Source organism: Serratia sp. EC4, from assembly GCF_059652115.1.
Genome location: NZ_JBNIDE010000003.1, coordinates 540,119 through 552,616, shown reverse-complemented (window position 1 = coordinate 552,616; position 12,498 = coordinate 540,119). Strand labels below are relative to the sequence as shown.

The 12,498-nt window shown below is 57.7% G+C and carries 8 protein-coding genes; 5 read left to right on the top strand and 3 right to left on the bottom strand.

All coding sequences use genetic code 11. The features are described 5' to 3' along the window. Positions 1 to 275 precede the first annotated feature (275 nt). The 3 genes from pflB to ycaO all read right to left on the bottom strand — a co-directional run bounded on the left by pflB (position 276) and on the right by ycaO (position 5,698). Positions 276 to 2,558: a formate C-acetyltransferase gene (pflB, locus tag ACP39K_RS12935; RefSeq protein WP_016928324.1), complete on the bottom strand. Its 2,283-nt coding sequence runs from the start codon at positions 2,556 to 2,558 to the stop codon at positions 276 to 278. A gap of 54 nt (positions 2,559 to 2,612) precedes the next feature. After that, a complete protein-coding gene (focA, locus tag ACP39K_RS12930) occupies positions 2,613 to 3,473 on the bottom strand; it encodes a formate transporter FocA (RefSeq protein ID WP_497008561.1) in 861 nt (286 codons plus the stop codon). A 461-nt stretch (positions 3,474 to 3,934) separates the two neighbouring features. After that, a complete protein-coding gene (gene ycaO, locus ACP39K_RS12925) occupies positions 3,935 to 5,698 on the bottom strand; it encodes a 30S ribosomal protein S12 methylthiotransferase accessory factor YcaO (protein ID WP_497008560.1) in 1,764 nt (587 codons plus the stop codon). A gap of 148 nt (positions 5,699 to 5,846) precedes the next feature. Between ycaO and ansB the strand changes: the two genes are divergently transcribed. The 5 genes from ansB (at position 5,847) to rpsA (ending at position 12,491) form a co-directional block, all read left to right on the top strand. Beyond that, on the top strand, positions 5,847 to 6,893 hold the full coding sequence (gene ansB / locus ACP39K_RS12920; RefSeq protein WP_497008559.1) for an L-asparaginase 2: 1,047 nt from the start codon (positions 5,847 to 5,849) through the stop codon (positions 6,891 to 6,893). Between the two features lie 302 nt (positions 6,894 to 7,195). Beyond that, complete coding sequence (gene serC, locus ACP39K_RS12915; RefSeq protein ID WP_028127991.1) at positions 7,196 to 8,281, top strand: 3-phosphoserine/phosphohydroxythreonine transaminase; 1,086 nt, start codon at positions 7,196 to 7,198, stop codon at positions 8,279 to 8,281. A 113-nt stretch (positions 8,282 to 8,394) separates the two neighbouring features. Continuing rightward, positions 8,395 to 9,681 (top strand): 3-phosphoshikimate 1-carboxyvinyltransferase, encoded by a 1,287-nt coding sequence (gene aroA, locus ACP39K_RS12910; RefSeq protein WP_243811095.1) that lies wholly within the window; start codon positions 8,395 to 8,397, stop codon positions 9,679 to 9,681. A gap of 262 nt (positions 9,682 to 9,943) precedes the next feature. Then, positions 9,944 to 10,633: a (d)CMP kinase gene (gene cmk / locus ACP39K_RS12905; RefSeq protein ID WP_028127992.1), complete on the top strand. Its 690-nt coding sequence runs from the start codon at positions 9,944 to 9,946 to the stop codon at positions 10,631 to 10,633. Between the two features lie 184 nt (positions 10,634 to 10,817). Further along, positions 10,818 to 12,491: a 30S ribosomal protein S1 gene (gene rpsA / locus ACP39K_RS12900; protein WP_004928267.1), complete on the top strand. Its 1,674-nt coding sequence runs from the start codon at positions 10,818 to 10,820 to the stop codon at positions 12,489 to 12,491. Positions 12,492 to 12,498 lie beyond the last annotated feature (7 nt).

Genomic DNA, 12,498 nt, shown 5'->3' with positions numbered 1-12,498 from the left:
GTTTTCTCCAATATGGACTGTCAAACGCAGTCTAAAAATAGGCGCGTGGCCGCCGGCCAGGTATCTGCGATGCAGCGGCGGGGGATCCGCCACCGGGGGTAATGATGCCTGTCGGCCGGTCAGTTGCCGGATAACTGTTTTGCCGGCTATCCATTTAAGTATAGATGTCCGGCAAAACAGACTCGTACAGAGTCAGGGGAGAGCGGTGGGAGAAAAGGGCCGGCAGAACCGGCCCTGACGTTGGCACCGGGCGGTTTCCCGCCCGGTCGGCGTTATTACATCGTTTGAGTGAAGGTACGAGTAATGACGTCCTGCTGTTGCTCTTTGGTCAGCGAGTTGAAGCGCACGGCGTAACCGGAGACGCGGATGGTCAGCTGAGGGTATTTCTCAGGGTTTTCCATCGCGTCCAGCAGCATTTCGCGGTTCATTACGTTGACGTTCAGGTGCTGGCCGCCTTCGATGGAGGCTTCATGGTGGAAGTAACCATCCATCAGGCCCGCCAGGTTGGCTTTACGCACGTCGTCGTCTTTACCCAGCGCGTTAGGCACGATGGAGAAGGTGTAGGAGATCCCGTCTTTCGCGTAGGCAAACGGCAGTTTGGCTACCGAGGTCAGGGAGGCTACTGCGCCTTTCTGGTCGCGGCCGTGCATCGGGTTGGCGCCTGGGCCGAACGGTGCGCCGGCGCGGCGGCCATCCGGGGTGTTACCGGTTTTCTTGCCGTACACCACGTTGGAGGTGATGGTCAGTACGGACTGAGTCGGTACCGCGTTGCGGTAGGTGCGCAGTTTCTGAATTTTCTTCATGAAACGTTCCACCAGGTCGCAGGCGATGTCATCGACGCGGGCGTCGTTGTTACCGAACTGCGGATACTCGCCTTCCACTTTGAAGTCGATAGCCAGGCCGTCTTCGTCGCGAATGGTGGTGACTTTCGCGTACTTGATGGCGGACAGGGAGTCGGCCGCAACGGACAGACCGGCGATGCCGCAAGCCATGGTGCGATAAACGTCACGGTCATGCAGCGCCATCAGCGCAGCTTCGTAGCTGTACTTGTCGTGCATGTAGTGAATGATGTTCAGCGCGGTCACGTACTGCTTGGCCAGCCAATCCATAAAGTGGTCCATGCGCGCCATGACTTTGTCATAGTCCAGCACTTCGTCCATCATCGGCGCTTCTTTCGGGCCGACCTGCATTTTCAGTTTTTCGTCAACGCCGCCGTTGATGGCGTACAGCATGGTTTTCGCCAGGTTGGCGCGGGCGCCGAAGAACTGCATTTGTTTGCCGACGATCATCGGGCTGACGCAGCAAGCGATGGCATAGTCATCGTTGTTGAAGTCAGGACGCATCAGGTCGTCGTTTTCGTACTGAACGGAAGAGGTGTCGATGGACACTTTCGCCGCGAATTTCTTGAAGTTCAGCGGCAGCTTCTCAGACCACAGGATGGTCATGTTCGGCTCCGGCGACGGCCCCATGGTGTACAGGGTGTTCAGGAAGCGGAAGCTGTTTTTGGTGACCAGGGTACGGCCGTCGACGCCCATACCGGCCAGGGACTCAGTCGCCCAGATTGGGTCGCCGGAGAACAGCTCATCGTACTCAGGGGTACGCAGGAAGCGCACCATACGCAGTTTCATCACCAGGTGGTCGATCAGTTCCTGCGCTTGTTCTTCGGTCAGTTTGCCCGCCTTGATGTCGCGTTCGATGAACACGTCGAGGAAGGTGGACACGCGGCCGAAGGACATGGCGGCGCCGTTCTGGGATTTCACCGCGGCCAGGTAGCCGAAGTAGGTCCACTGCACCGCTTCTTGCGCGCTGGTGGCCGGGCCGGAGATGTCGTAGCCGTATTTGGCGGCCATCTCTTTGATCTGAGCCAGAGCGCGGTGCTGTTCAGCGATCTCTTCGCGCAGCTGGATGGTCATTTCCAGGTCTTCGCCGTTTTCCAGTTTTTCCTGCAGCGATTTGAACTGGTTCAGTTTGTCGGCCATCAGGAAGTCGATGCCGTACAGCGCCACGCGGCGGTAGTCGCCGATGATGCGGCCGCGGCCGTAGGCGTCTGGCAGACCGGTCAGCACACCGGATTTACGGCAGTTCAGGATGTCTTTGGTGTAAACGTCGAATACGCCCTGGTTGTGGGTTTTACGGTATTCGGTGAACACTTTTTTCAGCTGCGGATCCAGCTCGCGGCCGTACACTTTGCACGAACCTTCGACCATTTTGATGCCGCCGAACGGGATCAGCGCGCGTTTCAGAGGGGCGTCGGTCTGCAGACCCACGATGGTTTCCAGCTCTTTGGCGATGTAACCCGCGTCGTGAGAAATGATGGTTGAAGCAACGTTGGTGTCGAAATCAACCGGCGCATGAGTGCGGTTTTCCAGTTTGATCCCTTCCATAACCTTGTCCCACAAGGTGGTGGTGGCTTGAGTTGCGCCAGCCAGGAAGGATTCGTCACCTTCATAAGGCGTGTAGTTTTTCTGGATGAAGTCACGAACGTTGACTTCATTCTGCCAGTCACCCTTGCTGAAACCTTCCCAAGCGTTGGCTAATTTCTCGTTAAGTTCGGTCATTGTACACCTACCTTTGATTGTGGATTTCTAACTCTGCACGCGGTAACTCACAGCTTAGTGCTGTTCGCGGCCCCCGCGCAGATAAATTACCCAGTAAGTCAACCCAACCAGCAGACCGCCGCCGATGATGTTACCGAGGGTGACCGGAATCAGGTTGTCGATGATGAAGTTGCTTACTGTCAGATGAGCGAATTGCTCAGGTACCGCCCCTACGGCTTGCCAGAATTCCGGCGTGGCGAAGTGTTTGACCACGATGCCCATAGGGATCATAAACATGTTGGCGATGCTGTGTTCGAAGCCGCTGGCGACAAACATACCGACCGGCAGCACCATGGCGAGCATCTTGTCGGTCAGGGTACGGCCGGAGTAGCTCATCCAGACCGCCAGGCAGACCATCAGGTTAGCCAGAATGCCGAGGCAGACGGCTTCGATGAAGGTGTGATGCAGCTTATGGTCTGCAGTTTGCAGGGCATTCAGGCCCCACTGGCCGTTGGCGACCATATACTCGCCGGAGAACCAGATCAGCGCCACGAAGAACAGCGCGCCGACCAGGTTGCCGAGATAAACGTTCAGCCAGTTGGCGCCCAGCTGGCCCCAACTGATGCGGCCGCTGGCCTTGGCGATGACGATAAGCACGGTAGAAGTGAACAGGTCGGCGCCCGACACCACCACCAGCATTAACCCGAGAGAGAAGCAGATGCCGCCGACCAGTTTCGCCAGCCCGAAAGGCACGCCGGCGGTGCCGGTGGTCGCCGTGATGTAGAAGACGAAGGCGATGGAAATGAAGACACCGGCGGTGATCGCCAAATAAAACGTTTTCAGCGGATGTTTGGTGGCTTTATACACGCCGGCATCTTCAGCGATTTTCGCCGTTGCCGCAGGTAAAATCAGATCGAAGGGGCTGTCAGTTTTCAAACTAACTCTCGCTCTTAAGGGTTAAAACAACGCAATGAGATACTAGCAAAGCAGTATAGGGGAAAATTTGATTTGGATCATAAGGCGGGGAAGTAGAGCGGCGAAATGGCGTGTTTTTTGTGTGGTTTTTGTGGTTAATTTATTGATTTTTAATCAAAAACATTTTTTTAATGTTTGCAAATTTTTTTGAATCCACCGAATGGTCGGCGTAGAGTAAAGTTAAATTTTTAGGCGTTTTGTCGCCGCGCGGCGCTGAAAGTTTAATTATCGGTTAATTATTATTTCACCGTCCGGCAACAATTGACGGTTTATTTATTTTTATGGCCGTTTAACCGCCTATTTCCCGGCGAAAAAATAAAACCGAATGCGTTGAAATAAACCGCAAAAATGAAAACGCCGCAACGGAGTGCGGCGTTTGGCAACAGGGGTACTCCCAAAGTGGTGGCACCCCCTGATGATGCTTAGGCCTTGGCCCAGTGGCGGCGTTTGGCCGCCTGCAGCTTCTCGTAAGCCGCCAGCAGCGCCTGATGCGCCGGCAGCGCCTTCAGATCGGCATCGACGGCGAACAGCCCGTTGAAGCGCTCTTCACCGCTGATGGCGGCGGAGGCGGCGTCGACCGCTTCCTGGCCGTACATTTTCACGAACGCGGTATAGTATTGCGCCGCTTCGCGTTCAGGCTCCTGCGCCAGCAGCAGCAGCGTTTGCAGGCAGCGGTAGTAGTTGCTGCGCGCCGGGCTCAGCACCGAGGCGTTGAAGTCCTGCGTCCATTCGGTCCAGATCAGCGCCTGATCCAGATCGCCGCCCGCCAGCGCCAGCATCGACTTCAGCTCGCCCACGCGCAGGGTATGCCAGGCGTTGTCTTTGCCGCTGGCAATGCCCAGCAGTTCGCGTACGCGGGTGAAATCGTCCAGCCCTTCGTCGTCCAGCTGCTCGATCAGCGCCAGGTATTCTTCCGGCTCCCACTCGCTGCCCGGCAGCGCCAGCAGCGTATCGCGCAGGTGCGCGCCCATGCTGTTGTTGGCCAGCAGCAGGTCTTCCGCCGGGTAGATATCGGACATGCCCGGCACGATGATGCGGCAAGCATAGACGCCCAGGTGCTCGTAGTCGGCGATGTACACTTCCGCGTCTTCCTTGTCGAAGATGCTCATCAGGGTGGCGAACTCTTCCTGCGTGCTGCCGCTGAAGTTCCAGTCAACGAACGGGTAATCGGCATCCTGTTTGAACAGATCCCAGGAGATCAGGCCGCTGGAGTCGATGAAGTGCGTTTCCAGGTTGGTGTGTTCCGCCACTTCTTCGTCATCGAAGGTCGGCGCGGTGAACACGTCGAGATCTTTCAGGCTGCGGCCCTGCAGCAGTTCGGTTACCGTGCGCTCCAGCGCTACGCCGAAGTCAGGATGCGCGCCGAATGAAGCGAAGCAGGTGCCGTTGGTCGGGTTGAACAGCACCACGCAGATCACCGGGTAGTTGCCGCCCAGCGAGGCGTCATAGGAGAGGATCGGGAAACCTTCCTCTTCCAACTTGGCGATGGCTTCCACCACGCTCGGGTAGCGGTTCAGCACTTCGTCCGGGATCGCCGGCAGGCTGATGGATTCGGCGATGATGCGGTTTTTCACATAACGCTCGAACACTTCCGACAGGCCCTGCACGCGCGCTTCGTTGGCGGTGTTGCCGGCGGACATGCCGTTGGAAACATACAGGTTGCCGATGATATTCATCGGGATGTACACGGTTTGCTGGTCGGACTGACGGGTAAACGGCAGCGCGCACACGCCGCGATCGGCGTTGCCGGACTGCAGATCGACCAGATCGCTGGCGCTCAGCTCTTGCTGCGGATCGTAGAAGGCGTGCAGGCGTTCGTCGAGGATGCCGGCCGGCAGCGCGTCGTCTTCAGGGATCGGGAACCATTTCTCATTCGGGTAGTGCACGAAGTCGCCTTCGGCGATCTGCCGGCCCAGATAGAAATCGGCAAAGAAGTAGTTGGTGGACAGGCGCTCGAAATATTCACCCAGCGCGGAGGCCAGCGCGGCTTTTTTGCTGGCGCCTTTGCCGTTGGTGAAGCACAGCGGGCAATCGCGATCGCGAATGTGCACCGACCACACGTGCGGCACCGGGTTCAGCCAGGAGGCTTCTTCGATGTTGAAACCGAGGTCGCTCAGTTTCTGCTGGAAACGGGCGATGGAGTCTTCCAGGGCGGCGTCTTTACCGGGGATAAAAGTTTGCGTCATTGTCTTCACTTTTTGCGCGTACTAAAAACGCGCAATGATACGGGGTTTTACGCTGGAGCTCCACGTATTCCTAAAGCGGTGGCAAAGTCACAGTTTTTTTAAGGATAAAGGCCATAATTCAGCGAGTTATCTGTCACGGAGAAATCTAATGAAATCAGTGAAACTCAGCGTGTTAACCCTCTTGTTGACCGGCGTCAGCGCTTCGGCGCTGGCGCTGCCCAACATCACCCTGCTGGCGACCGGCGGCACCATTGCCGGCGGCGGCGATTCGGCGACGAAGTCCAACTATACCGCGGGCAAGCTGGGCGTCGAGGCGCTGGTCGATGCGGTGCCGGCGTTGAAAAACATCGCCAACGTGCGGGGGGAGCAGGTGGTGAACATCGGCTCGCAGGACATGAGCGATCAGGTCTGGCTGACGCTGGTGAAGAAAATTGACGCCGACTGCGGCAAAACCGACGGCTTCGTCATCACCCACGGTACCGATACGCTGGAAGAGACGGCCTATTTCCTCGATCTGACGGTGAAGTGCGACAAGCCGGTGGTGCTGGTCGGGGCGATGCGGCCGGCGACGGCGATGAGCGCCGACGGCCCGTTCAACCTGTATAACGCGGTGGTGACGGCGGCGGATCCGCAATCGGCCAACCGCGGGGTGCTGGTGGCGATGAACGACACCGTGCTGGACGCGCGCGACGTCACCAAGACCAATACCACCGCCGTGCAGACCTTCCAGTCGCCGAACTTCGGCCCGCTGGGGTACATCCACAACGGCAAGATCGATTACCAGCGTTCGCCGCAGCGCAAGCATACCCGGGAGACGCCGTTCGACGTCAGCAAGCTGAACGAGCTGCCGAAGGTCGGCATCGTCTACAACTACGCCAACGCCTCCGATGCGCCGGCCAAGGCGCTGATCGCCGAAGGATATCAGGGCATCGTCAGCGCCGGGGTCGGCAACGGTAACCTGTATAAAACCGTGTTCGACACCTTGGCGACGGCGGCGCACAACGGCGTGGCGGTGGTGCGTTCTTCGCGCGTGCCGACCGGCGCGACCACCGAGGATGCGGAAGTGGACGACGCCAAATACGGCTTCGTGGCCGCCGGCACGTTGAATCCGCAAAAAGCGCGCATTCTGCTGCAGCTGGCGCTGACGCAAACCAAAGACGCGAAGCAGATCCAGCAGATGTTCAATCAGTACTGATCGTTTTCTCTCCTGCGGGGGCCGTCCGGGCTCCCGCAGCCATCTCGGCTGAATACAGCATAAAACACCGCGTTAACCCGCTGAATTTCCCCATGTCGCAGGGTTTTATCGTCCAAACAATCGCGACGGCCGCAGAGCCTGTCATCACCCGGCGCGACCGTTTGCCGCCGACGGGCGAATAAGCGTTGCAGCCATGGGGCGTGAGTGATAAAACCGATGGGTTGGTTAACGCGAGCGTTAGCTTCGGGCATCTTTTCGACAGGTCGCTTTTCTGCGGCGAACAGTGAATGTGGTGAGGGGAAATGACTCAGGTTTATAATTTTAGCTCTGGCCCGGCGATGCTGCCGGTGGAAGTGTTGCGTCGTGCGGAACAGGAACTGTGCAATTGGCACGGCCTGGGCACGTCAGTGATGGAGATCAGTCACCGCAGCAAAGAATTCATCGCCGTTGCCGAGCAGGCGGAACAGGATCTGCGCGATCTGCTGAAAGTCCCCTCCAACTATAAAGTGCTGTTTTGCCACGGCGGCGCCCGCGCACAATTCGCCGCGCTGCCGCTGAACCTGCTGGGCGACAAGGCCACCGCCGACTATATCGACGGCGGTTATTGGGCGCACAGCGCCATCAAGGAAGCGGAAAAGTATTGCACCCCGAACGTCATCGACGTGAAAACCCGCATCGACGGCCTGAGCGGCATCAAGCCGATGAAAGAGTGGCAGCTGAGCAACGACGCGGCTTACGTGCATTATTGCCCGAATGAAACCATCGACGGCGTGGCCATCGATGAAACGCCGGACTTCGGCGACAAAGTGGTGATCGGCGATTACTCCTCGACCATTCTGTCCCGCCCGCTCGACGTCAGCCGCTTCGGCGTGATTTACGCCGGCGCGCAGAAAAATATCGGCCCGGCCGGCCTGACGCTGGTGATCGTGCGCGACGATCTGCTGGGCAAGGCGCGCAAAGAAGTGCCGTCTATCCTCGATTACACCGTGCTGGCCGAGAACGACTCGATGTTCAACACCCCGCCAACCTTCGCCTGGTACTTGTCCGGGCTGGTGTTCAAATGGCTGAAAGAGCAGGGCGGCCTGGTGGAGATGCAAAAACGCAATCAGGCCAAGGCCGAGCTGCTGTACGCGACCATCGATAAATCCGACTTCTACCGCAGCCAGGTGGCGATCGCCAACCGTTCCTGGATGAACGTGCCGTTCCAGCTGGCCGATGCGGCGCTGGACAAGGTGTTCCTCAGCGAAGCCGAGGCCATCGGCCTGCAGGCGCTGAAAGGCCACCGGGTAGTTGGCGGCATGCGTGCTTCTATTTACAATGCCATGCCGCTGGCCGGCGTGCAGGCGCTGACCGACTTCATGACCGACTTCGAACGTCGTCACGGTTGATTCCGTCAGCCCGCCAGGCGCGGGCTGCTCAGGCTGTTGTCCTTTTGCATTAAAGCGGCTCCGGCATTATTCCGGAGCCGTTTCGTTTATCAGAATTGGAGAGTTTTGTTCACATGGTGGATTCCCTGACGTTACAACCGGTCGCCCTGGTCAATGGCACCGTCAACTTACCCGGCTCGAAGAGCGTTTCTAACCGCGCTCTGCTGCTGGCGGCGCTGGCGGAGGGAACGACCCGGCTGACCAACCTGCTGGACAGCGACGATGTGCGTCATATGCTGAATGCGCTGCAGGCGTTGGGCGTGAACTACCGGCTTTCCGCCGACCGCACCGTGTGTGAAGTGACCGGCGTGGCCGGGCCGTTGGTGGCCAACCAACCGCTGGAACTGTTCCTCGGCAATGCCGGCACCGCGATGCGCCCACTGGCGGCGGCGCTGTGCCTTGGTGAAGGTGATGTGGTGCTGACCGGGGAACCCCGCATGAAAGAACGCCCGATCGGCCATCTGGTGGACGCGTTGCGCCAGGGCGGGGCGCAGATTGATTACCTCGAGCAGACTGATTACCCGCCGATTCGCCTGCGCGGCGGTTTCCAGGGCGGCGACGTCACCGTTGACGGCAGCGTCTCCAGCCAGTTCCTGACTGCGTTGCTGATGACCGCGCCCCTGGCGCCGCAGGATACGCAGATCCACATCAAGGGCGAGCTGGTTTCCAAGCCCTACATCGACATCACGCTGCATCTGATGCGCACCTTCGGCGTATCGGTGAGCCACGACAACTACCGGGTATTCCATATCCAGGGGTGCCAGACGTATATCGCGCCGGGCGACTACCTGGTTGAGGGCGACGCTTCTTCCGCCTCTTACTTCCTGGCGGCGGCGGCGATCAAGGGCGGCACCGTGCGCGTGACCGGCATCGGCCGCAAAAGCGTGCAGGGCGACACCAAGTTCGCCGACGTGCTGGAGAAAATGGGCGCGCGCATCACCTGGGGCGACGATTTCATCGAGTGCAGCCGCGGTGAACTGCGCGGCATCGACATGGACATGAACCACATTCCGGACGCGGCGATGACCATCGCCACCGCGGCGCTGTTCGCCGAGGGGCCGACCACCATCCGCAATATCTACAACTGGCGGGTGAAGGAGACCGACCGTCTGGCGGCGATGGCTACCGAGTTGCGTAAAGTGGGGGCGGAAGTGGACGAAGGCGAAGACTACATTCACGTCGTGCCGCCGGCCAAACTGCAGTTCGCCGAGATCGGCACCTACAACGATCACCGCATGGCGATGTGCTTCTCGCTGGTGGCGCTGTCGGATACGCCGGTCACCATTCTCGATCCGAAATGCACCGCGAAAACCTTCCCGGATTATTTCGAGCAGTTGGCGCGCATCAGCCAGCCGGCGTAGTAACCCGTCAAATCGTTTCTTTTAAGGCCCCTTTGTGGGCCTTTATCGTTTTTAACCTTCGGCGACCGGCGTTTCTTCTATACTTTTTCGCGGTTGTGCGCTTATTTTCAACAACCGGACAGTTCCAGGGTAACAGATTGCCGTAGGGCAGCGTATAATACGCCACCGTATTTGCCCCTGATTGGGCAGGTGGCAGAGCGCACGGGCTTCGAGTCGAAGCGCGCCGTGTCTCTGTGAGGTTTTCTACCTGAAGGAGAGAGAAATGACGGCTACAGCCCCGGTGATAACCGTTGATGGACCAAGTGGCGCAGGCAAAGGCACGCTGTGTAAAGCGTTGGCCGAGTCCCTTGGTTGGCGTTTGCTGGATTCCGGCGCGATCTACCGCGTGCTGGCGCTGGCGGCGTTGCATCATCAGGTGGATATCACTTCTGAGGAAGCGCTGGTTCCGCTGGCCGCACATCTCGATGTTCGCTTCGTTGCCCAGGACGGCAAGCTGCAGGTGATTTTGGAAGGTGAGGACGTCAGCAATGAGATCCGCACCGAAACCGTCGGCAACACCGCGTCGCAAGCGGCGGCGTTTCCGCGCGTGCGCGAGGCGTTGCTGCGCCGCCAGCGCGCGTTTCGCGAGGCGCCCGGCCTGATTGCCGATGGCCGCGACATGGGCACGGTGGTGTTCCCGGACGCGCCGGTCAAGATTTTCCTCGACGCCAGCTCGGAGGAGCGCGCGCACCGCCGCATGCTGCAGTTGCAGGAGAAGGGCTTTAATGTTAACTTTGAACGTCTTTTAGCCGAGATAAAGGAACGGGACGACCGTGACCGTAATCGGCCTATCGCGCCTCTGGTGCCCGCTTCTGACGCCCTCGTGCTGGATTCTACCAGCATGTCGATAGAGGAAGTGATCCAGCAGGCGTTGACGTATGCACAGAAAGTGTTGGCGTTGCCGCAGCAATAAGCGCGGCGGCGCTATTGGCTTTTTGTCATATTTGTCATAGCGGTATCGCAATATATCGGGTAAAATTTTACCCCTGTAACCTTAAACCCTGTCGGCATGGAGCCAATGGCGGGGTATGTGAAACAACCCCATTCGGCGGGACGCTAAATGGACGTTAAACTAAAGAACCCTGAAGATTAACAACATGACTGAATCTTTCGCTCAACTCTTTGAAGAATCCTTAAAAGAAATCGAAACCCGCCCGGGTTCCATCGTTCGTGGCGTCGTTGTTGCTATCGACAAAGATATCGTACTGGTTGACGCCGGTCTGAAATCTGAGTCTGCCATCCCGGCTGAGCAATTCAAAAACGCCCAGGGCGAGCTGGAAATCCAGGTTGGTGACGAAGTTGACGTTGCTCTGGATGCTGTTGAAGACGGCTTCGGTGAAACCCTGCTGTCCCGTGAGAAAGCTAAGCGTCACGAAGCTTGGATCACGCTGGAAAAAGCCTACGAAGAAGCTGAGACTGTAACCGGTGTTATCAACGGCAAAGTGAAGGGTGGCTTCACCGTCGAGCTGAACGGCATCCGCGCGTTCCTGCCAGGTTCCCTGGTTGACGTGCGTCCGGTACGTGACACTCTGCACCTGGAAGGCAAAGAGCTTGAGTTCAAAGTCATCAAGCTGGATCAGAAGCGCAACAACGTTGTCGTTTCTCGCCGTGCGGTTATCGAATCCGAGAACAGCGCTGAGCGCGATCAACTGCTGGAAAACCTGCAGGAAGGCATGGAAGTTAAAGGTATCGTTAAGAACCTCACTGACTACGGTGCATTCGTTGATCTGGGCGGCGTAGACGGCCTGCTGCACATCACTGACATGGCTTGGAAACGCGTTAAGCACCCAAGCGAAATCGTCAATGTTGGCGATGAAATCACTGTTAAAGTGCTGAAGTTCGACCGCGAGCGTACTCGTGTATCCCTGGGCCTGAAACAGCTGGGCGAAGATCCATGGGTTGCTATCGCGAAACGTTACCCAGAAGGCACCAAGCTGACTGGCCGTGTAACCAACCTGACTGATTACGGCTGCTTCGTAGAAATCGAAGAAGGCGTTGAAGGTCTGGTACACGTTTCTGAAATGGATTGGACCAACAAAAACATCCATCCGTCCAAAGTTGTTAACGTGGGCGACGTAGTGGAAGTGATGGTTCTGGACATCGATGAAGAACGTCGTCGTATCTCCCTGGGCCTGAAGCAGTGCAAATCCAACCCATGGCAGCAGTTCGCAGAAACCCACAACAAGGGCGACCGCGTTGAAGGTAAAATCAAGTCTATCACTGACTTCGGTATCTTCATCGGCCTGGACGGCGGCATCGACGGCCTGGTTCACCTGTCTGACATCTCCTGGAACGTTGCAGGCGAAGAAGCAGTACGTGAATACAAGAAAGGCGACGAAATCGCTGCGGTTGTTCTGCAAGTTGACGCAGAGCGCGAGCGTATCTCCCTGGGCGTGAAGCAACTGGCTGAAGACCCGTTCAATAACTACCTGTCTATGAACAAGAAAGGTGCTATTGTTACTGGTAAAGTCACTGCAGTTGACGCCAAAGGTGCTACAGTTGAATTGGCAGGCGGCGTAGAAGGTTACCTGCGTGCATCTGAAGCCTCTCGCGACCGCATTGAAGATGCAACTCTGGTTCTGAACGTAGGTGACGAAGTTGAAGCTAAATTCACCGGCGTTGACCGTAAGAACCGCGTTGTAAGCCTGTCCGTACGTGCTAAGGACGAAGCTGACGAGAAAGACGCCATCGCAACTGTTAACAACAAACAGGAAGAAGGCAACTTCTCTAACGCAATGGCTGAAGCTTTCAAAGCGGCTAAAGGCGAGTAATGACGGG